Genomic DNA, 25,683 nt, shown 5'->3' with positions numbered 1-25,683 from the left:
CCGAGCCCCTCGCCCCCGACGGGGACCGCAACGCCATCGTCAGCCTACACCACCTCGTACCGCCCGCGTTGATGTCGGTCAAGCGGCGCCTCCCTCACCGTCACCGATGCTCCTGGTCGGCGTGAACACACCCGCGCTGCTCCAACTGAACCGTGGCGTGGCCGATCCCGAAGCGCTCCGCCAGGACCCGGTTGACGTCGCGCAGCACGCGGTCCCGGTCGGCCCCGTCCCCGACGACCGCGTGCATGGTCAGCAAGGGGCGTTCGGTGCTGAGCGACCAGACATGGACATGGTGGACGTCCAGCACCCCGGAAACCTCGCGCAGGGCGGCGCCGACCGCGGCGGCGTCGATGCCCGGCGGGGTGCCTTCGAGGAGGATGTGCCCGGCCTCCTTGGTGATCCTCCAGGCGCTGCGCAGGATGAGCAGGGCGACCACCACGGACAGGATCGGGTCGATGGGCATCCAGCCGGTCCACAGGATGACCAGCGCGGCGGCGATGGCGCCGACCGAGCCGAGAAGATCGCCGAGGACGTGGACGGCGGCCGCGCGGACGTTGAGGTTCCCCTGTTCGCCGCGGCTCAATATCCAGAAGGCGAGGATGTTGACCAGCAGCCCCAGCGTGGCGATGACCAGCATTTGGGGACCCATCACCTCGACCGGATCGAAGACGCGCCCGACCGCCTCGACGACGATCCACAGCGCGATGGCGAACAGGCTGATCCCGTTGGTGTAGGCGGCCACCACCTGGAAGCGGTGGTAGCCGTAGGAGCGTTGCGGATCGGCCGGGCGGCGGCCCAGGCGGAAGGCGAACCAGGCAAGCGCCAGCGCCGCGAAGTCGGTCAGCATGTGCCCGGCGTCCGCAAGCAGGGCCAGTGAGCCCGAGACGATGCCGCCCGCCACCTCGGCCATCATGAAGCCGCCGGTCAGCAGCATCACCCAGAAGACCTTGCGCTCGCTGCCCGCGGTCACCGCCGGGATGCCGTGGCTGTGGCCCGCGTCGCCGTGGTCGTGCCCGTGCCCGTGCCGGTGGTCGTGTCCGGAGCCGCCGTGCGCCCCATGCCCCGTCGTCCGGGGGGTGTGATCGTGTGCCATGTGTCCAGCCGGAATGCCGTGTGTCTGACCGGGTTGCGGTCGGGTGGAATGGGGCCCCGTCATCAGGACGGCGGCAGCAGCGGCTGCACGGCCTTGAGGAACGCCTCGTAGCTCGGCAGGCCCTTGTGCGTCTTGCCGCCGATCACGAAGGACGGGGTCGAGTTCGACCTGATGCTTCTCCGACCCCTCCAGGCGCGACTGGAGGATGGAATCGCCGAGCGCCTTGTCGTTCAGGCACGCCTGGTAGGTTTCCTTGGCCAGACCGGCCAGCATGCCATAGCGGGTCAGCTGCTCGGTCGGGACCTGGGCGTGCGACCAGTCGTCCTGCTTGGCGAACAGCACCGACAGCACGGGGAAATACCGGCCGGGCTCGACGCAGCGCGCCAGCACCGCCGCCTCGAAGGCGGCGCGGTCGAGCGGGAAGTCGCGGAAGACGATGCGGATCTTGCCCGTATCAATCAGTTCCTTCTTCACCTGCGGCAGCACCTCGTTGTGGAAGGCGGCGCAGTGATGGCAGGTGAGGGAGGCGTATTCGATCACCTCGACCGGGGCGTCCGGGCTGCCGAGCACGCGGGGGCTCGTCGCCGAGGACGGCACCGCAGGGGTCTGCGCCGCGGCGGTGGCGGCGATCATCAGGATGCCGAAGGCGCCAAAAGCGGTTGTCAGGGCGCCGCGCAGGCGGATGACGGTGCGCATGGTCTTCTCGCGGGTTCGGTTGCAGGGGGAATGAGGGGGGCGGCATCGGGATTTCGCCGCCGGTGATTCCGACATCAGCTGGATTGAACGTCGGCCAGCGCCGCCGAAGGCGTGCAGGTCCGGAAGGTCGGTGACCGCGCCTTGCCAGCCACCCGGTCGCTCAGGTTCGGCCGGATCGTGTCCAAGACCAGGGGCGGGGACGGGTTCCTGCATGACGGACTCCAACGGACAAGGGGCGTCCGCGGGTTTTCAGGTCTGCGGATGCGCTTTCCGTTCCCTAAGATGGACCCTGTAGCCACTAGAGGGTCAAGGGGTGTTCCGATGAAATTGGAATTGGGCGTCGGAGCGCTGGGCAAGGCGCCCGGTGCCAAGCCGGGGACCAGTTCACCTCGGTCGACGGCGTGGCGCACAGCGGCGGAGGTCTCGGATCAGTGCCCGAACAGCGCCATCAGCCCGTCGCCCAGCGCGCCGCGCCAAGCGAACCGGTCGTGCCCGGCGGCATAGTCGCGGTAGGTGACCTCGTAGCCCTTGGCCTCCAGAACGTCCCGCAGATGGCGGGAGCTTTCGAGGATGCCGATGTCACCATCGCTCCCTCCCTCGAACAGGCCGGCGCTGAGGAAAAAGCGCACCGGACGCCGTTCGCGCGACGCCACGAGGCCGGCCATATGCTCCGGACGATCCGGCGGCGCGTCGGCCGGATGCCACCAGAAGGAGCCGGACAGGGAAAGCGCGTTTCCGAACCGGTCCGGGTGGGCCAGCGCCGCGGACACCGCGGCCAGCCCGCCATAGCTGGACCCGGCCAGAACGGTGCGGTCGGGCCGGAACCGGATGCCCATCCGCTCCCCCAACCAAGGAAGAAGCTCGTCGGCGAGCATCGCGGCGAAGGCGGGATTGGCCGGCAATTCGCGTTCCCGCGCCTCGGACGTTGGGTTGGCGATGAAGACGGCGACGGTCGGCGGCAGGCGGCCATCGCCGGTCAGCCGGTCGAGCATGGTCGGAACCGGCGCCTGCCGGTCGAGATAGTCCGGCCCGTCGAACAGCAGCAGCAGGACCGTGTCCTTCCCCTTCGGATCAACGCCGGGCGGCGTGTAGAGCGCGATATCACGCGTGTTGCCCAGGATGCGGCTGGCGAACCGCTCGCCGACCAGCCGTCCCGCCGGTTCGGCCCAGCCGCCTTCCAGGCCGGGCTGGAGTGGGGCGCCGGGCAGCTCGACCAGGGAGACCTGGTTGTAGCGGTCGGGAGCGTCGACCGGCCAGGGCCGGTGGTTCAGCGGATCGGCCTGAAGCTGCGACAGGATCGCCATCCGGCATTCACGACAGGTGCCGGGAACGTCCGGCACGTCCGGCGCGATCTGGTAGGACAGCCGGGTGGTGGCGGGGACGACGTAGCTCTTGAACCAGACGTCGCTGCCGCCGAGGCGTTCAAGATTCTCATGGCGGGAGTTCGGGCCGCCGAGCAGGCGCACATTGCGGCGCGCCCCCCGCGCCAGAAAGGTCATCGTGACCCGATCCGATTCCGCAGCGTCGGTCACCGGCTCGATCAACGGCGTGCCGCGCCGGGCCATGTCCTGCCAGAAGGCCTCGGTGCCGCCGCCGCGCGTCACCGTTTCCGCCAGGGCGGCGATGGTCGGGCTCAGATGCCCCGGGGGGACAGGGCGCTGGTCGGCCACGGCGATGCGCCGGGTCAGCGCCAGCCGATAGCCGCCGGCCCCGCGCAGCGTGACCCGCAGCGCCGCCATGCCGGGCCCGGCGACGAAACGGAAGACCTCCCGCCCCGCCGTGCCGTTCAGCAGCAATCGGATGGGGCGTCCCTCCGTGTCGATCAGCCGCAGATACGCGGCGTCCGTTCCCGAATCAAGCGTGCCTTCCACATAGTCGCCGTCATCAAGGACCAGCGAATGCACGGCGTCGCGCTCCGTCCCGGAGACGGGAACGTCCAGAACGAGCGGGGAGCGGTCCGGCATCCCCGCGCAGCCGTTCGGAACCATCATGACCATCCCCAGCAGCATCAGGCGCTTCATGTGTTCCATGAGCATCAGGCGCTTCGCACGCCCACCGCAGCACGGACCGGTTCCGCATCGGCGGTGGTGGCCGCCGCAATCACCCGGTCGAGCAGAGGCCCGACGATCCGAAGCGAGGCCGGGGCGATGATGTCCTCGTGCGAGCAATGGGACAGGCGATGGACGGACAGGCGCCCGACGCGGCCCGCCCAGCTTCCCTCCGGGTCGATCTCCGGTGGGATGGACTTTTCCGCCACGAACAGCGTCAGTTCGCCGTCGTAGGTCGGGGTGACGGCCTTGGACAGGACCCGCACAGCGTCCTTGTAGTTGCCGAAGATGTGGCTGAACATTTCCACCTTTTCCCGCCGCAGAGCCTCGTCCATCACGTCGGCCAGGGCGTCGTTGAGGAACTGTTCCTGCTCGCGTTCCGCCGCTTGGTCGGCGTCGGTGAGACCAAGCCCGCTCCAGTCGTGGGCTTCCGCCGGGTAGGTGTCGAGCAGGCCGAGGAAGTCCACCCGCTCGCCCAGCCGTCGCAGACGCACCGCCAGTCCATAGGCCACCGTTCCGCCCAGCGAGTAGCCCAGCAGATGGTACGGCCCCCGTGGCTGCACCTCGCGCAGGATGGCGAGCTGGCGGTCGCACAGCTCGTCGAGGTCGGCGCTGAGCGCCAGCGGGCCGTTGGGGCGCGGCGATTGCAGGCCGACGATGGGCCGGTCGCCGCCCAGATAGCGCGACAGCACGCTGTACTGCCAGGACAGGCCCGAGCCCGGATAGAGGCAGACCAGCGGCGGCCCCGAACCGTCGCGCAGGCGGATGACCGGCGCGAAGCCGAGATTCTCCGGCTCGTCCCGCCCGCCCGCTTCGGACAACAGGGCGGCCAGCCGGGCGACGGTGGGTGCGACCATGATCTGGCTGACCGCCACCGGCTGGCCCAGGTCGCTGCGGATGCGCGCCGCCAGCCGCATCGCCAACAGCGAATGGCCGCCGATGGCGAAGAAATCGTCGTCCACGCCGATCCGCTCCAACTCCAGCAGTTCGGCGAAGATGGCGGCCAGACGGCTTTCCAGTCCTGGCGCCGGTGGACGGCCCGCGGCGGCGGCCTGGGCACCCACCGCGGGCAGGGGCAGCGCCTTGCGGTCAAGCTTGCCGTTCGGCGACAGCGGCAGGGCGGCCAGCGTCACGTAGGCGGCGGGCAGCATGTGCGAGGGCAGCGTGTCCCGCAGGGCGGCGCGGAGGGCCGCCTCGTCCAGCGCATGGTCCGCCGCCGGGACGAGATAGGCGACGAGCTGGCGCCGGTCCATGCCGGGGTCTGACGCGCCTCCGCCCAGCTCCGCGGCGGTCACCACCGCCTGGGCCACGCCGGGCAGGGCGCCCAGCGCGCTTTCGATCTCGCCCAGCTCGATGCGCTGGCCGCGGATCTTCACCTGATGGTCGGTGCGGCCCAGATACTCGACCGCGCCGTCCGGCAGCCAGCGGGCGAGGTCGCCCGTGCGGTACATGCGCCGCCCGTGATCGAAGGGATCGGCGACGAAGCGCGACGCGGTCAGGCCGGGCCGCCCCAGATAGCCGATGGCGAGTTGGTCGCCGCACAGATACAGCTCCCCCACCGCGCCCGGCGGCACCGGGCGCAGGGCGTGGTCGAGGATGCGGAGCTGCGTGTTCCACACCGGCCGGCCGATGGGGACGCCGCCGTCCCCCTCGATCCAGGCGCCGGAGGCTGGGCAATGGGTGACGTCCACCGCCGCCTCGGTCGGGCCGTAGAGGTTGTGCAATTCCGCGCTGAAGCGGCTGGTGAAGGCGCGCGACAGACCCCGCCCCAGCGCCTCCCCGCTGCAGAAGACGCGGGTCAGGCTGGTGCAGACGGGCGTTTCGGGGCCGTGGCTTTCGATCACGCTGGCGGTGAAGAGGGCGAGCATCGACGGCACGAAATGGATCGTGGTGACGCGGTGATCCTCGATCAGCCGGACCAGCGCCGCCGGGTCGCGGTGGGCCTCGGGTGGCGCCATGACCAGCCTTGCCCCGACCAGGAAGGACCAGAAGAACTCCCACACCGACACGTCGAAGCCGCAGGGCGTCTTCTGCAGGATCGCGTCGTCCGGCCCGAGAGGATACTCGTCCTGCATCCACAGGATGCGGTTGACGATGGCGCCGTGCGACACCGCCACGCCCTTGGGCCGTCCGGTGGTGCCGCTGGTGTAGATGACATAGGCCGGGTGTTCAGGGGCCGGGTGCTCCGGCGTCAGCCCGTCCGCGGGAACAGGCGTCTCGTCCACCGCCCCGCCGTCCTCATCGACGGACAGCACTGGCACCGCGTCGCCGAACAGCGGGCGCGAGGCCGCGTCGGTCATCAGCACCCGCGGGCGGGCGTCGGACAGCATGAAGGCAAGCCGCTCCGCCGGATAGCCGAGGTCGAGCGGCAGATAGGCCGCTCCCGCCTCGATGACCGCGAGGATCGACAGGCTGAGGGACGCGGAGCGCGGCACGCCCACCGCCACCACGTCGCCGGGACGCACCCCCAGGGCGCGCAGCCGTCCGGCCAGAGCGGTCACCCGCCGCCGAACGGCGCGGAAGGTCAGGCTCTCCCGTTCGTCGACCAGGGCGAGGGCGTCCGGCGTGCGCGCCGCCTGCGCAATGAGGAGGTCGCGCAGCGTGGTCCGGGGCACCGGCCGCGTGGTGGCGTTCACCGCGGTGAGGTGCCGCCGCTCCCCCTCCGTCAGGGTCGGCAAGGCGGCGACTGGCGTCTCGGGATGGCGGGCCAGCGTGGCCAGCAAGCCGCGGACCCGCTCCGCCAGTGCCGTCGCGTCGGGCACTGCGCTGCGGTTCTCCACCAGCAGGGTCAGTTCCCGGCCCGGCAGGACCAGCAGGGCGATCGGGTAGTGGCTGTAACCGCGGTTGTGGACGGCGGAGACGCGGACGCCGCCGAGGTCGAGGGATTCGCATCCGCTGTCCGGGTAGTTCTCCACGACCAGCAGCGTGTCGAACAGCGCGGCGCCGCCCGCCATCGCCTGAAGTTCCGACAGGCCCAACCCGTCATGCTCCATCAGGGCGATGTGGCGCTCCTGGATGGCCGGAAGCTGTTCCCACAGCGGCCGCGCCGGGTCCAGCGCCACCCGCACCGGCACCGTGTTCAGGAACAGGCCGACCTGCTCCTCCAGGCCGGGAACGGCGGCGGAGCGTCCGGAGACCGGCGTGCCGAACAGCGCATCGTCACGGCCCGCCAGATTGCCGAGAACCAATCCCCACACCGCCTGCATCAGCGCGTTCAGGGTCAGCCCCTCCGCCCGCAGCCGGGAGAAGAGGGCGTCGGTCAGCTCCGCCGGCAGGGCCAGTTCCGATTCCTCCATCGGCGCGTCGCCACCGGACCGGGGCGGGTCGAACAAAACGGTCGGGGTGGCCCCGGCCAATGCCACGCCCCAGGCGTCCTGGCTCGCGGACAGGTTACGGCTCAGAAGGCCGTGAACGACCGCCGGATAGCCGACGGCCAGGGGCATCAGCGTGTCGGGACCCTGTGCGTAAGCGGTCAGCAGGTCGCGCAGCAGCAGCGGCGTGGACCAACCGTCGACCACCAGATGATGCACGGCGATCAGCAGCCGATGACGGTCGGGCGCGGTGCGGACGAGGATGGCCTTCACCAGACCCAGGAAGCGGTCGGTCGGGTTCGCGCGCTCCGCCGCCGCGGCCTCGATGCGGGCCAGTTCCGCGGCGCGGACCTCCGGCCCTTCGTCCGACAGGTCGTGCTGCTCGAAGGGCCACAGCCCGGCACCGCCGTCCGGCAGGGCGGGGACGACCAGCAGCGGTTCGCCGCTGGCGTCATGGTCGAACAGCCCGGCAATCTGTGGGTGACGGCGCAGCACCGCGTCGAAGGCCCGTTCCAGCCGCTCCGCGTCCAGCGGCCCGTCGAGGTTGAGCGCGGTGAAGGCGTTGTAGGCGCTGGCCTTTCCGCCAAGCTGGCTCTGGAACAGCATGCCCTTCTGCAGGGGCAGCAGCGGCACCGCCGCCGCGACCGGGCCGTGACGGGCCTCCAGCGCCGTCGGATCGACGGCGGGCGGCGCCGTGGCGGTCCGGCGTTCCGGAACCAGCGCCTTCAGAGCGAGCGCCATGCGCCGCGGGTCGCGCCCGGCGAAGACGTCGCGGGGACGCAGCTCGAACCCATGGGCGCGCAGCGCGCTGCCCAGCGCGATGGCGCTGATGCTGTCGCCGCCCAGCGCGAAGAAATCGGCATCCGCGCCCACCGACGGTAACTGCAGAACCGTCGCCATGGCGCGGCAGAGCAGCGCCTCGGCCGGGGTGGCGGGAACCGCGCCACCGGTCTCCGCCGCCGGGGCTGGCAGACGGGCGCGGTCCACCTTGCCGTTGACGGTCAGCGGGAAGGCGTCCAGCACCACCAGCGCCGAGGGCACCATGTAGTCGGGCAGCCGCTCGCGCAATCCATGCAGCAGGTCACGGGACGTCCGATCCGCCCCCTCGGCGAGGGTGCAGTAGGCGATCAGCCGGTGGCTTCCGTTCACCGCCTCCGCTGCCACCAGCGCTCCCGACACCCCGGGCAGGCGGTGCAGGGCGGCCTCCACCTCCGGGATCTCGATCCGGTAGCCGCGGACCTTGATCTGGTGGTCGGCGCGCCCGATGAAGTCGATCTGCCCGTCGTCGGTCCAGCGCACCAGATCGCCGGTCCGGTAAAGACGTCCGCCCGATCCGAAGGGATCGGCGACGAAGCGCTGGGCGGTCAGCCCCGGACGGCCCACATAGCCCGCGGCCAGACCGGCGCCGCCGATGTAGAGCTCCCCCACCGTGCCCACCGGCACCGGGCGCAGCCGGGTGTCCAGCACATGGACCCGCACATTGCCGACCGGGCGCCCGACCACCGGTCGCTCCGCCACCGTGACGGACGCGCGCAGCGTGTCCACCGTGTTCTCGGTCGGGCCGTAGAGGTTTACCGCCATCAGATCGGCATGGCCGCGAAGGTCCGTCCACAGGGCGGGGGAGGCCGCCTCGCCGCCGATCAGGATCAGCGTCGGCTGGTGGTGCCCCGGCTCCATCAGGCCGCAGGCGAGCATCTGCGCGCAGAACGAGGGCGGCAGGTCCATGGCGTCGATGCGCCGGCCCCGCACCTCCTGCACCAACGCGTGGGCGTCGCGCCGCATCTCCTCGTCGAAGACGTGAAGCTCCTGCCCCAGCAGCATCCAGAAGATTTGCAGCCAGGACGAATCGAAGGCGAAGGAATGGGTGTGCGCGGCCCTCAAGGCCCGCGCGCCGTGGCGGCGCCGGACGGCGTCCAGCGCCGGACCGTAGACCATCGCCGTGTGCGACACCAGCAGGTTGAGAAGCGCGCCGTGGGTGTTCATCACCCCCTTCGGGCGCCCGGTGGAGCCGGAGGTGAAAATGATGGTCGCGACGTGGCCGGGCGTCAGGGGCGCCTTGCGCTCCGCCGCCGCGACGGGGCCGCCGGGCAGGGCGGCGCAGGCGGCCAGAAGGTCGGCGTCGCCCAGGCAGAGCGCCTCAAGCCCGGCGGGCAGCCGCCCGGCAACCGAGGCCCAGGTCAGCGCGCAGCGTGGCCCGGCGTCCTCGCACATCATCGCCAGCCGTTCGCTGGGATAGTCGAGGTCCAGCGGCAGATGGGTGGCGCCGCTCGCCAGAACCGCCAGCATGGCAACCACCGCGTCGGCGGAGCGCGGCACCGCCACCGCCACCACGTCGCCGGGGCCGACGCCGCGCGCGATCAGCAACCGGGCCAGCCGCGACACCGCCCCCGACAGCTCCGCGAAGGTGATGCGGGTGTCGCCGAACACCAGCGCCGTGGCCTCCGGCGTCTCGGCGGACTGGCGGTCCAGGACCTCCACCAGGGTCGCCGGGCGCTCCGGCGCGGCGAAGACGGGACCACTGGACCAAGCGGCGATGGCCGCTTCCTCGTCGGCGTCCATCACCGACAGGCCGTCCAGCGGAGCGCCGGCCGCCGCGGCGTCGAGCAACCGGACCAGGCGCCGGGCGTGGCGGGCCAGTTCGCCCACCGTGTAGCGCGTGCGGTCGGCGCGCAGTTCCAGCGCGATGCCGCCGCCGCGGGTCATCAGGCCGAACTCGAAATCGTCCACCGGGCCGGTCGCCAGATGGTGGGTGACTGCCTCCACACCGGCGAAGTCGAGGTCGTAATCAAACAGGCGGTAATTGACCACCGGGCCGTAGAGCGCCTTTCCCGACCCGACCTGACCCAGATCGCGGGGGATGCGCTCCGCGTCGTAGCGCTGGTGCCGGCGCGCCTCCCGCAGCGCGGCCCGCACCCGTCCGGCGGCTTCGCCCAGCATGCCGGCTCCGGTCAGGTCGATGCGCACCGGCAGCACGTTGACCACCGGAGCCACGGAATGGACGGCGGCGGAGCCCATGCGCCGCATGAAGGGCACGCCCACCACTGGGCGGGGATCGCCGGACAGCCGGTGCAGATAGACGGCGATGCCGGCCATCGCCAGATCGGCGACCGACACGCCGCACGTCTCCGCCAGCGTGCCAAGCGCGCGGGCCAGCGGGTCGGGCAGGGCGGCGGTGTGGGCCACCACCTCCGACGTGGCCTGCTGTTCGGCCGGCTTGGTGCCCCGGACCGAGAGGGTCAGCGGCGCCGGAAAATCCTGGCACAGCCCGCTCCAATAGGCGCGGTCGCGAGGCAGCGCGTCGGATTCGAGATACGCCGCTTCCTCCTCCGCCACCGCGGCGACGGAGACGAAGGGGCAAGGGGCCGGCGCCCGCCCCTGCCTGGATGCGCCGTACAAATCCGCGATGCGGCGAGTCAGCGCGTTGAAGCTGTAACCGTCCAGCATGATGTGGTGATAGCGCTGGTACCAGATCCAGCGGGGCGCCCCGTCCGCCCCGGTGACGTCGAACAGGATCTGGCGGCACAGCGGGCGCTCGCCGTCGGCGGGCAGGTCGCCGGCCAGATCGTCGGCCATGACGGCGCGCGCCGCAGCCTCTGGGTCGGCTGCGGTGGTCAGGTCCAGACGCTCCGGCTCGGCCACCGCATCGCCGCCCAGAATCTGGACGACGCGGCCGTCCCGCTCGGCGAAGCGCGCGGTCACCGTGTCGGCCTCTGCCAGCCCATCGCGGATGGCATCCGACAGGCGCGCGGCGTCGATGGCGCCGTTCAGCTCGATGGCATGGGCGATGACATAGGCGTTCTTCCGGGCCGCGACCTGATCCGCCAGCCAGATGCCCAGTTGCGTGCCCAGCAGGGGAATGATGCGCATGGCCCTGTCCTTGATATGAAACGTTGAATTCCCTCTCCCCCTGGGGAGAGGGTTAGGGTGAGGGGGTTGCGCGCGTCGAGACGTTCGGCACAAGCGCAACCCCCTCACCGGCCCTCCGGGCTACCCTCTCCCCAGAGGGGAGAGGGCTATGAAGCTCAGGCGGCGGTGGGGGTGAGGCTGGTGGGTGTAAGGCTGGCCCAGGCGGCCTCGATATGGTCGAGGCAGGCGGCGCGCCCGGCGGGGCCGAAGACGGCGGTCCAGCCCTCCGGCACCGCGGCGAAGCACGGCCACAGGCTGAACTGGCCGGCGTCGTTCGCCAGCGCCAGAAAATCGTGACGTTCGTTGTCGAAGGGATTCACGTACTGGTCGTTGGTCATGATGAATCCTGGAAATGAAAGGATCAGCGCCCGAGCGTCGCCCCGCCGTCCACCAGCAGGTCGGCCAGGGTGATGTGGCCAGCGGCGGGGGAGGCGAGGAAAACCACCGTCTCCGCCACGTCCCGCGGCGTGGCGAGCTTGCCGAGCGGAATGCCGAGCTTGTGCTGGCCGGGATTGCCCTGGATGGTCTTCGCCGCGCCGTCCGGCCCGCTCCACAGCGCGCGCTGCATGGGCGTGTCGGTGGAGCCGGGGGAAACGACGTTGCAGCGCACGCCGTAGGGCGCCAGCTCCAGCCCCGCCGTCATGGTCAGGCTGGTCAGCGCGGCCTTCGACGCGCCATAGGCGGCCATGCCGATCCGCGGCACATGGGCGGCGTTGGACGACACGCTGACGATGGCGCCGCCGCTCCCGCCGCTTTTGAAGGCCGGGATCACCGCCCGCATCATGTGGAAGGGGCCGGCCACGTTGACGGCGAAGCTGTCGTGCCAGTCGGCGTCGGTCATCGCCTCCACCGGTCCCATGCGCAGGATACCGGCGACGTTGGCCAGCGCGTCGATCCGCGTGCCCTCGGCGAACAAGGACCGGCAGGTTCCGGCGACCGCGTCGGCGTCGGCGATGTCCAGAGACACAGCGCGGTAGGGCCGCTCCCCGCCGTCGTGCCAATGTCGGTCGAAGGCGACGACGATGGCGCCGCGGGCGTGGAACAGGTCGGCCACGGCCCTCCCGATCCCTTGCCCGGCGCCGGTCACCCAGACGGTCCGGCCCGCAAAGTCCCTCATGCCGCCACGCGCCCGGACGCGGCCAGCCGGGGCTCGATCAGCGCCCACCAGCCGTTGATGCTCGGCTGTGCTGCCAGTTCGGCGAAGCCGACCTCGACGCCCGCAGCCTTCCAGCGGTCCACCACCTGCATCACCGCGATGGAGTCCAGACCGAAATCCATCAGGTTGTCGTCGTCCCCAGGGACCTCGTCGAGCGAGGCCAGCAGGATGCGCCGCAGCCCCTCCTTGCTCAGCACCGCCGCGGGGGCGGCCAGCAGGCTGTCGGAATGGATCGTCCGCCCGGCGTTGCGCGCGACGTAGCGCAGCGCCATCATGTGGTCCTCGCGCGAAAAGTCGGCGATGGCGTCGGCGACCAGGAAGGGCTTGATGCCGCGCATGAAGGCGTCCAGCGCCGTCTGCATCACGCCGATGTGCGCGTAGATCCCGCCGATCAGGAGCTGGTCGCGCCCGGCCTCCGCCATCATCTCGGCCAGCGGGGCGCGGAAGAAGGCGCTGTAGCGCCATTTGGTCAGCACCCGGTCGTCGGCGTCCGGAGCCAGCGGGGCGACGATGCCGGCGAGGTCCGGCTTGGCCGTCAGGCCCGGCCCCCACAGGTCGTTCAGCAGGCCGCGGTCGGCGTCGGTCTGCACCGGCGGCTGGGCCGTGTAGACGACCGGCACGCCCAGCGCCTTCAGATGGCGCTTCAGCCGGACGATCCGGTCGATGCAACCGACGATGGCCGGGTTTGCCGCACCGTAGAAGCCGACGAAATAGTCCTGCATGTCGTGGATCAGCAGGACCGCGCGGGCGGGGTCGACGCTCCAGGACAGCTTGTCCTGCGGCAGCTCCGCCGCGGTGGGCAGGGCGTAGGGGGCGATGGATCGGATGGTCATGATGCGGTCGTTTCCATGAGAGCGTTGTCTTGGCGCGCCCGCTCGCGCAGGGTCTGCTTGTCGACCTTGCCGACGGCGGTCTTGGGCAGGTCCGGGACGAAGACGAAGCGGTCGGGCAGCTTGAAGTCGGCCAGCCCCTGGCCACGCAGGAAGCGGCGCAGCTCCGACGGCTTGGTGCCGGGCGGGGCGATCACGAAGGCGCAGGACCGCTCGCCCATCAGCGCGTCGGGCATGGCGACGACGGCGGCGTGGCTCACCGCGGGGTGGGCGGCCAGCAGGTCTTCGACCTCCTGAGCGTCGATCTTCTCGCCGCCGCGGTTGATCTGGTCCTTGTTGCGCCCGCAGACGACGAGGTTGCCGCCCGGGGCCAGGCTGACCAGATCGCCGCTGCAGTAAAAGCCCTCGGCGTCGAAGACGCGGGCGTTGTGCGCGTCGGCCTTGTAATAGCCGCGAAAGGTGTAGGGGCCGCGGGTCCACAGCTCCCCCACCGCGCCGGGCGGGACCGGGTGGCCGGCGGCGTCGAGGATGCGGATCTCGTCGTCGGGGCTCATCGGGCGGCCCTGGGTGTTGACCACCGTCCAGGGATCGTCGTCGAGCCGCGTGTAGTTCACCAGCCCTTCCGCCATGCCGAAGACCTGCTGGAGACGGCAGCCCAGCCGCTCCGGCACCCGCTCGGCGACGGCGGGGCTGAGCTTGGCGCCGCCCACCTGGACGACCTCCAGGCTGGACAGGTCCTCGCCGCTGGCGGCGGCCTCCAGCCAGACCGACAGCATCGGCGGGACCAGCGCCGCCCAGGTGACACGGTGGCGGGCGATCAGCGGGAAGCAGGTGGCGGGGCTGGGATCGCCGGCCATCACCACCGTGCCGCCGGCGTGGAGCACGCCGAGCGCGCCGGGCGAGCTGAGCGTGAAGTTGTGCGGCGCCGGCAGGGCGCAGAGGAAGCGGCAGGACCCGTCCAGCCCGCAGATTTCGACGCTGCGGCGGACGCTGTAGAGATAGTCGTCGTGGGTGCGCGGGATCAGCTTCGGCGTGCCGGTGCTTCCGCCGGACAGCTGGAAGAAGGCCACGCCGGACGGGTCGGCGGCCAAGTCGGCGGACGGGTCCGGCCCGGCCTCCTCCTCCGCCAGCGCATCGCCGTCGGCCCAGGCGAAGCCGCCGATCCCGTCGTCCGCCGGAGCGCCGAGCAGGAGCAGCCGCTCCGCCCCGACGGTCTGCGTCATCAGGGTGACCAAAGCCTGGTCCGCCGCTGGCAGGACGGCCAGCGCCGGTTCGATCTGGCGCGCGTAGGCGGTCAGCTCATAGACGCCGTGGCTGTTCAGCGCATTGACCGGGATCACCCCGCAGCGCAGCAGGGCGAAGAAGACCAGATAGAACTCCGCGCGGTTGGGCAGCCGCACCAACGCCGTGTCGCCGGGCCGCAGGCCGCGGGCGCGGAAGGCCGTCGCCAGACGGAGCGACAGGCGTTGCAGGTCGGCGTAGCGGAACCGGCGTTCGCCGCAGAGGATCGCGGTGGCCTCCGCCGCCGCACCCCGGTGGCGGTCGATCACGTCGGTCAGCGGGTCGCCGGTCCAGTAGCCCTTGGCGCGGTAGCGCTCCGCGAACGCGGCGGGCCAGGGCGTGAAGGGAATGGTCACGAGGCCAGCTCCACCGGGAGGTCGGTGTTGGAGGGTTGGGCGGACGCGACGCCGAACAGGTTCAGCATGGTGGTCAGCTTGGCTGCCGTCTCCTCCCATTCCGCCGTCGGGTCGGACTCCGCGACGACGCCGGCCCCGGCATAGAGGCGCAGATGCCGGCCCTGGACCAGCCCGCAGCGGATGGACAGCGCCCATTCGCCGTTGCCCCGGCTGTCCATCCAGCCGACCATGCCGCCGTACCAGTTGCGGGCGTAGCCCTCCAGCCGGTCGATGGCGTCGCGGGCGAGGCCGGTCGGCGTGCCGCAGATCGCCGGCGTGGGGTGCAGCGCGTGGGCGAGCCGCAATGACGACACCGCGGGATCGACCAGTTCACCGGTCAGTTCGGTGGACAGATGCAGCATGGTTGGGGTGCGGATCACGCTGGGCGCGTCCGGCACGGACAAGAGGCTGCAATGGCCGGCGAGCGCCGCGCGCACCGCCTCGACGACGTAGCGGTGTTCCGTCCGGTCCTTCGTGGACGCGAGCAGGGCGGCGGTGCGCTGGCGCTCCACCGCGGCGGACGGGCTGCGCTGGGCGGACCCGGCCAGGGGATTGCTGACCACGGTCCGTCCGGTCCTGCGGATCAGCAGCTCCGGGCTTGCCCCCACCAGTGTCTGTCCGTAGGCGACCGGGGCCGCGAAGACGTAGGCTCCGGGATTCTGCCGCAGCAGGGCGCGCAGCAGGCGGCCCGGCGCGAAGGGCTCGCGCGCTTCCACGTCGAGCGGGCGCGACAGGACGACCTTCTTCAACGCGGTGTCGCGGAACAGGTCGATGGCCTGGGCCACCGCCGCCTCGAAGGCGTTGCGCCCCACCGTTTCCTCGATGGCGGTCAGCGCGACGGGGTCGGGGTCGGCGGCCATGCGGCCGGCGTCCTCGTAATCGCAATGTTCGGGGATGAACAGGCGGGCGTGCTGGCGTCCGTCGAAGGGGACGGCGCCGACCAGGATGGGATTCTCGACACCCTGGGCCTTGCGGCGGCGGAAGGCGCGGTCCAGCGCCTCCTCCCACCGGCCATCGGCGAAGCTGCGGTCGTCGAGGGCCACGTCCAGCCGCTCATCCACGCCGTAGGCTTTCAGGACGCGGCCGCGCGAGGCGAAGGCGAAATCCGGATCGGAACGGCCGCCGAGCGGCCGCTCCCCGGCGGGCAGGGGTAGAACGTCCATGGAAACACGAGCCTCCACTGTCCATCCGCCAGCGCGGACGACGTTGACATGGTCGGATGAAAGCGCGCCGTTGACGGTCCGTGTAGGCGCGGGAATCACCACCGGCGTTCTGCCGGGGCCGTGAGCGGCGTCCGCATACATAGAAATGCGAATGATTCTCATTCGCAATATAGGGGTATGTCCGATCCCACGCAAGCGCTTTCTGCAACCGACGCGGGATTTTTCGCTCTTGGAATTAATCGCCCGCTTCCGCCACCCTCCGGTCGTGCGTTCTGGCGCCCAAGCGGTCGGACAGGCGGAAGACCAGGGACAGCACGACGGGCAGGACCGTCACCGTCACCAGACTGGAGATTAGCAGGCCGCACAGCACGACCAGCCCCAGCCCGCGGTACAGCTCCGTCCCGGCGCTGGACACCGCCACCATCGGGATCAGGCCGGCGATGGTCGTCACCGTGGTGATCAGGATGGGGCGCAACCGGCTCTGCAAGGCGTCGGCGATGGCCTCCGCCCCGGACATGCCGTGCGTCCTTCGGTTCACGGCGGCCTGTTCGACGATCAGGATGGGGTTGTTCACCACCGTCCCGACCAGCACGAGGAAGCCCATCATGGTCAGAACGTCGAAGGGCTGCGGTGGGCCGAAGCCTCCGGACTGGCCGGCGACGAGGTTGTAGAGCCACAACCCGACCAGCCCGCCGCCGATCCCCGTGGGCACCACCGCCATGATGATCAGCGGATAGCCCCAGTGCGAGAAGACGGCGACCAGAACCAGATAGGTGATGGCGAGCGCCAGCAGGAACCCGCCGGTCAGGGCGGAGCGCAACTCGTCCAGCGATCCGCCGGCCCCGGTGATGCGGGTGCTCATCCCGTCGGGAATCACGCCCTCGGCGCGCAGCCGGTCCACCAGATCGGTCCGCACCGCGGCGATGCCGGATTCCAGCGCCACCGACCGCGGCGGGATGATGGTCAGGGTGACCGTCCGGAACCCGTCGATCCGCGCGATGCTGGAGGCGCCCACGGTTTCCCTAAGCTCGGCGAGGCTGGACAGCGGCACCGGGGCGCCGCGGCCGGTGTGGAGCACCAGATCGGCGAAGCTCTGGCGGTCGCGGCCCAGGCCCCCGGCCACCCTCAGATACATGTCCAGCGTCTCGTCGTTCAGCAGATACTCGTCGGCGAAGGCGCCGTCCGAATAGGCGCGCAGCGTGTAGCCCAGCTCGGCCAGCCCGATGCCCATCTCGGCGGCGCGCTCCCAGTTCGGGTGCAGTTCCAGGAAGGGCTGAGACATGGCGAGCGTGGGTGGGGAGGGATCGCTGTTGACCTGCCCGTCGGGGAACAGGTCGCCCGCGCGGTCGAGCACCGTCAGCGCCGTGGCGTAGAGCGTGGTCAGGTCGCCGCCGCTCAGCTCCAGCCGGATGGCGCGGGCGCCGCCGCTGTTGCCGGAGAAGATCGACCCGCGCGCGGCGAAGCCGCGCATGCCGGGAATCGCCCGCATCCGCTTGGTGACGTTGGCGATCAGCGTGTCGGTGTCGGCGGGGTTCATCGGCTCCGTCACGAAGCGGATGAAGCCGGGCCGGATGAAGCTCAGATTGACGCGCAGCGGCGGGATGCCGGTCTCGGCGTCGGTGTCCGAAGCGCCCACCTGACGGCTCAGCAGCGGGTCGATCTGCCGCCAGACCTCCTGCATCGAGTCCATGCTGTAGCCGGGCGGGGCGGACATGAAGCTGAAGACGGTGGCCTCCTCGCCCTCCGGCAGATATTCGGCGGGCGGCACCATGGTGAGCATGACGGCGATCATGGCCGCGGCGGAGGCGGCGAGGATCGCCAGCTCCCGCCGGGCGCTGCGCAGCATCCAGCGCACCGCCACACCCAACGCGCTTTCCTTTGGCGCCTTTGCCGCCGGGGACGCCACCGACCAGCGCCCGGCGACGACGGGGACCAGGACCAGGGCGGCGAACATCGACATGACGACGGCGCCGGTGATGGCGATGGCGATGTCGGAATAGAGCTGCCCGGCCTCCGCCGTGATGAACAGCACCGGCAGGAAGACCAGGACGGTGGTCAGGGTGGAGGACAGGATCGCCGGCCACACCTCGGCGATGCCGTCCTCGGTCGCGGCGGCCTTCGACTTGCCCATGCGCAGATGGCGGGCGATGGCGTCCAGCGCGACCACGCTGTTGTCCAGCGTCATGCCGATGGCGAAGGCGACGCCGGACAGCGAGATCACGTTGATGCTGCGCCCCGCGGCGGCCAGGACCAGCAGGGTCGCCAGCGTGCAGACCGGCATGCTCGCCGCCGCCGCCGCGGTCGCCGGGATGGAGCGCAGGAACAGCAGAAGCACCACCGCGGCCAGGACACTGCCGGCGATCAGGTTGCTCAGCACGTTGTCGATGGACCGTTCCATGTAGCGCACGTCCTCCGACAACAGCCGCATGGACAGACCGCGCTCCTTCAGGGCGTGGCGGTTCAACTCCTCCACCGCTTCGGTCACCGCTTCCTTGACGGCGATGACGTTGGCGCCGGCCCGCTTGCCGATGGTGACGAGCAGGGTGGGGCGCCCGTCGGCGAAGGCGACGCTGCGCGCCTCCTGGGTCGCCATGGTCACCGAGCCGACGTCGCGCAGGTGGATGGCCGTGCCGTTCTCGCGCGCGACGATCAGGTCGGCCAGATCCTCCAGATCGGAAAAGCGCCCGATGGTGCGCAGGAAGTAGCGGCGCTTGCCGAAGTCGCGGTCGCCGCCGGAGACGTCGCGGTTGCGCGCCCGTACGGCGTCGCGCACCGTCCCCACATTCAGGTTGCGGGCGGACAGCTTCAGCGGGTCGAGCAGGATGTGGATCTCCTGCGCGGCCCCGCCGATCACCTCGGCCTTGGCCACGCCGGCCACACGCTCCAGCCGCGGGCGCAAGACGTTCTCGATCCAATTGGTCTCGCGCTGGATGGATTCCGCGTCGGTGGCGCCGTCCAGCCGTTCGACGCCGAAGAACAGGAAGGGTTCCGCCGTTGCGGATTCGGCGACGATGCGCGGGCGGTCCACCGTCTCCGGATAGTCGGTGACCTGCGACAGCGCGTTGTCGATGTGGATCAGCGCCTCGTCGACGGAGGTGCCGGAGGGGAACTCCAGCTCCACCTGGCCGCCGCCGAACTCGGCGCTGGAGGACAGGCGGACGAGGCCGGGGATGGCGCGCAGGTACTTTTCCTGCTCGATCAGGATTTCCTGCTCGACGTCCTGCGGGGTGGCGCCGGGCCAGTTGGTCTCCACCATGATCCGGCGCGGGCTGATGTCGGGGATCATCTGCACCGGAATGCGGAAGACCGACACCGCGCCCAGCAGGCACAGGATCAGGACCGACACCAGGGCGGCCAGCGGGTTGCGCAGGATCAGGCGGGTCATCGCGACTCCGGATAGGAAACTTGCGTTTTTTTCCCTCTCCCCTCTGGGGAGAGGGTTAGGGTGAGGGGGATGCGCTTGTGCCGGACGTTCCGCCGAGCGCAACCCCCTCACCGCCCGCTTCGCGGGCACCCTCTCCCCGGAGGGGAGAGGGCTGAACTCCTCACCCCACCATGTCCGGGACCACCGGCTGCTCGGGGCGCAGGCCCTCGTTGCCCTGGACGACCACCAGATCGTCGGGGCGAAGCTCGGGGCTGAGAACCTCCACATGGTCGCCGGAATGGCGGCCCGTGCGCACCGCCACCGGGCGGGCCACCGCCCCGTCGCCACCACGCTGCACCACCCAGACGCGGGCGCTGCCGTCGGGATGACGCTGCACCGCGTCCGCCGGAACCTGGAGCGCGATCTCCGCCGTTCCCGGCGCCGGGCCGAGCGCAACGCCGACGCGCGCCGACATGCCGGGCATCAGCCGCCCCTCGGGGTTGGGAAGCGCGATATGAACGCGGAAGCTGCGGCTGACCGGATCGGCGGCGGGCACCACCCGCTCGACCGTCGCGGCGATGCCGGCTCCGTCCGGCGCGTCGGCGACCAGAACGGTGACCGGCGTGCCGGCGGCGATGCGCCCGTGCTGGCGCTCCGGCACATCGACGACGACGCGCAACGGGTCGGTGGCGGCGAGCTGAAGCACCGAGCCGCCGGACCCCACCCATTGCCCGCGTTCGGTGCGCCGTTCGGTGACCACCCCGGCGAAGGGCGCGGTCAGCCCGTGACGCGCCACCTGCTCCCGCTGGATGGCGACGGCGGCGCGGAGCTGGCGGACCTTGGCCTCTTCGATGGCGGCCTGGGCGAGCTGCGTGCGGTAGCGGGACTGCGAGACGCTCTGCACGCCGGCCAGCGCCTCGGCCTCGCGGGCCAGCCGCAGGGCGTCGCGCTGCAGGTGCTCGGCCTCGGCCAGGGAATGCTCCAGCCGCTCCAGCTCCAGCCGGGCGACGGTGTCGTCCAGCTGCAGCAGGGGTTGCCCGGCCTCCACCCGGTCGCCGGCCTCGACCAGCAGGGCCTCCACCCGGCCCTCCACCTGGGCGGACAGGGCGCTGCTCCGCGGCGACACCAGCGTGCCGGGCAGGTGCAGCGTCTGACGGACGGGGGCGGCGACCACCGCCGTCACCTTCACCCGCGTCTGGGCGGCGGCGGGAAGCGCCGCGGCGAGCAGGGCGGCGGTCAGCAGGATCGGCATGGCGCGCGTCATCATCCGGTTCCTTCCAGGGCGGGATCGCTCATCGGCGCTCCGCGCATCGTTGTGGCGGTTGCGGTCACGGCGGCGGCGAGCACCAAGGCGCCCAGGCCGAGCGCCAGGATTCCGACGGCTGGGCTCAGCAGCGTCGCCAGCAGGCCCATGCCGATGGTGCCGGCGCTGTCGCCGAACATGTCCTGCGCGGTCCACAGGCTGTTGACGCGGCCCAGCAGGTGGTCGGGCGTGTGGCCCTGGACCATGCTGTATTCCAGGAGCGAGGCGATGGAGGTCGCGTAGCCGAACAGCACCAGCACGGGCAGCGACACATAAAGGCTTCCCATCGCCCCGATCACGGCGACGCAGGCGAAGGCGCCCATGCAGGCGCCGCCCATCACCAGACCCGGCCGCTCCAGCCGCGCGGCCCAGCCGCTGAGCGCGGCGCCCAGCGTCGCCCCGATGGGAACGGCGCTGTACATCAACCCAGTCTCGAAGGCGCCTCCGCCGAACACCTCCTCGACCAGAGCGGGGAAGAGGATGCGGATGGAGGTGGCGACCGTGGTCAGGCAACCGAGAGCGACCACGCTCAAAATCACCTTGTGGCCGGCGAGGAAGGCGAAGGCCTGTGCCATGGCGCGCAGCGGATTCTCCCCGACCTCGCCCTGCGGCATCATCCGGGGCAGGCCGAGCAGCGTCAGAACGGTCAGCCCGGTGCCCAGCGCGGTGAGGAAATAGACCCAGCCGACGCCCAGCCCGGCGATCAGCAGGCCGCCCAGCGCCGGCGACAGGATGGTGGCGACGCGCATCGACAGCATGCCCAGCGCGCGGGCCTGCACCAGATTGGCGCGCCCGACGAGATGGGGCATCGCCGCCAGCAGGGCGTTGACACCGATCGCTCCGAAGAAGCCGTCCCAGAAGGACAGGGCGTAGATCGCCGGAAGGGACGGGGAGGGCAGCGCCGCGTTGGCCGCCAGCCCGAGGAAGCCCAGGCCGCAGACGCTGCGGGCGACCAGGATCAGCCGGCGGCGGTCCATCCGGTCGGCCAGCACGCCGCCCAGCAGCAGCCCCAGGAACATGCCCGTGCCGTCGCAGGCGGCGGCGATCCCGACCTGAAGGCTCGACCCGGTGAGGGCGTAGACCTGGAGAGGCACCGCCACCGCCAGCAGGCCGAGCGCCATCAGCGAAATCGTCCGGGCGATCAGCACGCGGCGGAAATCGGGGTTGGTCTTCAGAAGGCTGACATCGACGAAAAGGTTCGACAGGATCATCGGCGGGCCTTTCCGGCCCCGGCCCCCGCGGCAACGGGACCGAAGGCGGCTTTCAGAAGGCGGGCGCGCCCGCCCCCGGCGCTTAGCCGGGGACGGGCGGCGGCGGATCAGAAGCGGTAGTTGGCGGAGACGTAGTAGTTGCGCCCCACCTCCACCGACGTGAAGTTGACGTTCTTCTCGCTGAGGATGACGTCGGTGATGTTCTTGACGCCGGCCCCGACGGTCAGCGCCTCGGTGACGTCGGCGCTGACGCCCCAGTTCAGCAGGGTATAGCCGGGCATCTTGCTGGTGCCCTGCAACTGCGGGCCGGTGTAGCTGGTCGACACCGACGTGCTGAAATTGTCCAGCGCCTGCCACGTCAGGGAGGCGTTGATCTTGTGGCGCGGACGGTAGTCCAACTCCGCACCGTTGCTCTGCTCGGTGTAGAGGTAGGTGTAGTTGCCCGACAGCAGCAGCTTCGGAGTCAGGCTGACGGAGCCGGTCACCTCGACGCCCGAGATGTCGACGTTGTTGATGTTGCTCCAATTGCGGGAGGGCGGCGGCCCGGCGTTGTAGACCGCCTGGATCATGTCCTTGACCTTGTTGTGGAACAGCACGACGCTGCCGTCCCAGCGGTCATAGCGGGTTTCCAGGCCGATCTCGTAGTTGGTGCTGGTCTCCGGCTCGAGGTCCGGGTTGCCCGACAGGAAGCAGCGGCCGCCGCAGCTCACGATCCGGTATTCGCGGCTGAGCTGGTAGGCGTCCGGCGCCTTGTAGCCCTGGCTGACGCCGGCCTTCAGCGACAGCGCGTCGGTCAGCGCGTAGACGACGTTGGCGCGGCTGGTGAACTCGCCGCCGAAGATCTCGTGGTGGTCGTAGCGGGTGCCGACCGTCAGGGTCAGCCCGTCGATCAGCCCGATCTGGTCCTGGAGGTAGACCGCCTTCTGCCCGATCTCCGACTTGCCGGACTGCAGGAAGGTGTTGGGGTCCTCCACCGTCTGCTTGCGGTATTCCGCGCCCGCGGTCAGCCGGTTGAAGCCGAGCCGGAAGTTGGAGCGGCCGTGCAGGAACAGGTTCTTCTCCTTCAGGTGCCGCTGCTGCGGCGCGTTGAAGGACGAGTTGAAGTCGTCGATGCGGCCGTCTTCGTAGTTGGCCTCCACCAGCGTGTCGCCCCAGCCCCAGTTGCCGCGGTGGGCGGCGCCGAAGGTGTTGCGGACGATCTCCTGCTTCTGGGAGGAGAGCCAGCGGTCGTAATAGCCGCGGGGCCGGTTGTCGCGGTTCAGGCCGTAGTTGGCCTCCAGCGTCTGGTTCTCGGTGACGTCGAAGGCCAGCGTGGTCAGCAGGTTCGCCAGGTTCTTCTTTTCCAGGACCGGAACGACGCCGTTATAGCGGGAATCGTCGTACCAGGCCTGCCGGTTGAAGTATTCGGCGGAGACCGAGGCCGAGACCTTGTCCACGATCGGGCCGGCGGCGTAGAGGCCGGTGCGGTACTGGGTGCCGCCGCGGCCCGGCTCGACGACGCGGTAGTCGCCGTTGATCTCGCCCGACCACTTGTCGGTCGGCTTCTTGGTGATGATGTTGACCACGCCGCCGATGGCGTCCGATCCGTAGAGCGACGACAACGGGCCGCGCACGACCTCCACCCGCTCGATGGCCGACATCGGGATCGAGTGGTAATCGAAGTCGCCGCCGCGCCACAGCGCGTCGGAGGTGGACACCCGGCGCCCGTTCACCAGCACCAGCGAATAGTTGGCGCCCATGCCGCGGATCACCACCTCGTCACGGCCGGTGGCGTCGGTGCGGTCGTTCACGCCCACCGAGCGGCTCAGGATCTCCGGCAGGCCGGAGGAGGCGACGCCCTCCTTCTTCAAATCCTCCGAGGTGATGACGGTGGTGAAGGCGGGGGCGGTCAGCGTGCTTTGCGGCGTGCCGGTCGCGGTGACCGTCACCGGCCCCAAAGTCTGGACCCCGGCGGTCGTCCCCTCCGTGGCGGCCTGCTGGGCCAGCGCCGGCGTTCCCCCCGCCAGCGCGGCCGCCAGAGCCGCACCCACCATGGTTGCGGATTTCATCGACGTCACGGAACGGCCCGCCGCCGCTCCTTCCTCTGCACACGCCCCCGATGTGCGAATGGTCATGCTCATATCCCCTGATTAGGCAAATCAGTAATTGATAATGATAGTCATTCTCAATTACGCCTTTCGATTGTTAGTGCATATCCCTTCTCGCTGCAAGGACTATGACTCGACGGGGTTGTTTTTCGGGCGGGGCGCCTCCCACCCCAGCGGGCAGACCGTCGGCGGGGGATCACTCCGCCGGGTGGGCCAACGGCTGGATGCCCATCGCAGAGCCTTGGTGCTCAACCGGGGCGGCCCAGACGCTGTCCCGTGGGCCGGTCAGGGCACGCCGCTTCGCGCTGCGGGCCATCGCGGCGAAGACCAGCGCACCCGCCAGCGCCACCAGATCGACACCGATCAGCCCATCCGACAGCCAAAGCCCTGGCAGGACGAGCCCGAGCAGCGAGGTCGCCGGGATGGCCGCGGTGGCCGCGGCGCTGGCCCACAGAAGTTCCGCCCCCGCGCGGGACGCCCCGCGCAGGAAGGCCCAGGCGCAGGCGCCCAGGAAGGCTGTGTGGTAGATGCCCCAATGCCAGGCGTGCAGGTCGTCCACCAGCCCGCTCAGCCATTTTCCGGCGGCGATGGTCAGCGACAGGCCGGCCACGCAGCCCAGGCAGACTCCGACCGTCCCGGCGGCCAGCAGACGGGTGGCGCGGCTTTGCTCGACCGGGTCGCCGGCCGGCCGGCCTTTCGCCTGACGCTCCGTCCGCCGCCGCGATTCGATCCACAGCAGGTTGCCGGTGTAGAACAGCGCCGCCCCGGCCAGCCCGAGCAGGAAGTAGGCCCAGCGCACGATGCCGCCGCCGAAGCTGCCGAAATGCAGCGCGAAGAAGGCGGAGACGGTGGCCGACCAGCCGTTCTGGTGCCCCGGCATGTATTCGGTGTCGATGATCCGGCCGTCCACCGCCCCCATCAGCACGAAGCCCTCCCGTCGCACGAGGTAGCGCGGATCATGGCCCCAGACGCGCACGGTGGCGGCCCCCGTGCCGGCGTCGTGATACTCCAGGCTGACCGGCCGGAAACCGGGGGCGAGACTGTGGACGCGCGTCAGGAACTCCTTCGGCGGCAGCATGCCCGCCGGGCCCATGTCCTTCGACACGGTGCGGAAGGGGCTGCTGGCCGCCGCCACGGCGCGCATCTGCCCGCCATAGACCACGCGGTCCAGCGTGTCGTAGATGTGGTCGTGCAGCCCGAACACCACCGCCGACAGGGCGATGACGAGGTGGAAGGGCAGGCTGATCAACCCCAGCAGGTTGTGGGCGTCCAGCCACATCCGCTTCACGTTCCGGGTGACGCGCAGGATCAGGAAATCCTTGACCAGCGACGGCAGCAGGATGATGACGCCCGACACCAGGGCCACGACGTAGAGCGCGCTGGCGATGCCGGTCACCGTCGTGCCGATGTCGAGATCGCCGGGAACGCCCGCGGTGCGGTGCAGGAAATCCACCAGAAGCCCGATGCCGGACGGGTTGAGCTGCTCCACCGTCACGCTGCCGTCCGGCGCCAGGGTGGCGGCCCAGGGGGCGGGATCGAAGCGTTCCTCCGTCCAGGTCAGGCGCAGCGGCGTCTCCCCGGCCAGCGCCGGTTCCACCGCCAGGGTGAAGTCCCGCACCTCCGGCCGCAGGGCGCGCGTGGCGGCGACCAGATCCTCCGCCCGGTCGAGCGTTGCCGGCGTCACCGCCGCCGGCGGTGTGATCCAGCGTTCCAGCGGTTCCTTGAACATGGTGAGGGCGCCGGCATAGAAGCAGACGAACAGGATCAGCCCGGTCAGGATGCCGGTCCAGGTGTGGACCTGTCGGTAGAGGCGCACGACGTCGGTGCGGATGGCCATGG

At 70.7% G+C, this 25,683-nt stretch carries 13 protein-coding genes; all 13 read right to left on the bottom strand.

Going from position 1 to position 25,683, the window contains the following annotated elements; all coding sequences use genetic code 11:
• Window positions 1-100 precede the first annotated feature (100 nt).
• Window positions 101-1,789, bottom strand: a complete 1,689-nt coding sequence (locus ACWPN5_RS26715; protein ID WP_492298380.1) for a cation diffusion facilitator family transporter — start codon at window positions 1,787-1,789, stop codon at window positions 101-103.
• A gap of 428 nt (window positions 1,790-2,217) precedes the next feature.
• Entirely contained in the window at window positions 2,218-3,825 is a 1,608-nt protein-coding gene (locus ACWPN5_RS26710; RefSeq protein WP_492298379.1) for an alpha/beta hydrolase-fold protein, read from the bottom strand.
• Window positions 3,825-11,015, bottom strand: coding sequence for an amino acid adenylation domain-containing protein (locus tag ACWPN5_RS26705; RefSeq protein ID WP_492298377.1), 7,191 nt, complete (start codon window positions 11,013-11,015; stop codon window positions 3,825-3,827). Before ACWPN5_RS26705 ends, ACWPN5_RS26710 begins: the two co-directional genes overlap by 1 nt.
• A 155-nt stretch (window positions 11,016-11,170) precedes the next feature.
• A complete protein-coding gene (locus tag ACWPN5_RS26700) occupies window positions 11,171-11,392 on the bottom strand; it encodes an MbtH family protein (RefSeq protein WP_492298376.1) in 222 nt (73 codons plus the stop codon).
• Between the two features lie 23 nt (window positions 11,393-11,415).
• Window positions 11,416-12,171, bottom strand: a complete 756-nt coding sequence (dhbA, locus tag ACWPN5_RS26695) for a 2,3-dihydro-2,3-dihydroxybenzoate dehydrogenase (protein ID WP_492298374.1) — start codon at window positions 12,169-12,171, stop codon at window positions 11,416-11,418.
• On the bottom strand, window positions 12,168-13,043 hold the full coding sequence (locus ACWPN5_RS26690; protein ID WP_492298372.1) for an isochorismatase family protein: 876 nt from the start codon (window positions 13,041-13,043) through the stop codon (window positions 12,168-12,170). The genes dhbA and ACWPN5_RS26690 overlap by 4 nt, the downstream gene beginning before the upstream one ends.
• On the bottom strand, window positions 13,040-14,677 hold the full coding sequence (locus tag ACWPN5_RS26685; RefSeq protein WP_492298371.1) for a (2,3-dihydroxybenzoyl)adenylate synthase: 1,638 nt from the start codon (window positions 14,675-14,677) through the stop codon (window positions 13,040-13,042). Before ACWPN5_RS26685 ends, ACWPN5_RS26690 begins: the two co-directional genes overlap by 4 nt.
• Window positions 14,674-15,879: an isochorismate synthase gene (locus tag ACWPN5_RS26680; protein WP_492298370.1), complete on the bottom strand. Its 1,206-nt coding sequence runs from the start codon at window positions 15,877-15,879 to the stop codon at window positions 14,674-14,676. Before ACWPN5_RS26680 ends, ACWPN5_RS26685 begins: the two co-directional genes overlap by 4 nt.
• A 235-nt stretch (window positions 15,880-16,114) precedes the next feature.
• Entirely contained in the window at window positions 16,115-19,264 is a 3,150-nt protein-coding gene (locus ACWPN5_RS26675; RefSeq protein WP_492298368.1) for an efflux RND transporter permease subunit, read from the bottom strand.
• Window positions 19,265-19,424: 160 nt separating this feature from the next.
• On the bottom strand, window positions 19,425-20,510 hold the full coding sequence (locus ACWPN5_RS26670; RefSeq protein WP_492298367.1) for an efflux RND transporter periplasmic adaptor subunit: 1,086 nt from the start codon (window positions 20,508-20,510) through the stop codon (window positions 19,425-19,427).
• Complete coding sequence (gene entS, locus ACWPN5_RS26665; RefSeq protein ID WP_492298365.1) at window positions 20,507-21,757, bottom strand: enterobactin transporter EntS; 1,251 nt, start codon at window positions 21,755-21,757, stop codon at window positions 20,507-20,509. The genes ACWPN5_RS26670 and entS overlap by 4 nt, the downstream gene beginning before the upstream one ends.
• Window positions 21,758-21,864: 107 nt before the next feature.
• Entirely contained in the window at window positions 21,865-23,805 is a 1,941-nt protein-coding gene (locus tag ACWPN5_RS26660) for a TonB-dependent receptor domain-containing protein (RefSeq protein ID WP_247888198.1), read from the bottom strand.
• 235 nt (window positions 23,806-24,040) lie between these two features.
• Window positions 24,041-25,681, bottom strand: a complete 1,641-nt coding sequence (locus tag ACWPN5_RS26655; RefSeq protein ID WP_492298363.1) for a PepSY-associated TM helix domain-containing protein — start codon at window positions 25,679-25,681, stop codon at window positions 24,041-24,043.
• Between the last annotated feature and the right edge of the window lie 2 nt (window positions 25,682-25,683).

The sequence above is a fragment of the Azospirillum sp. UENF 211521 genome (assembly GCF_058780535.1).
This window is presented reverse-complemented; position numbering and strand designations above follow the sequence as displayed.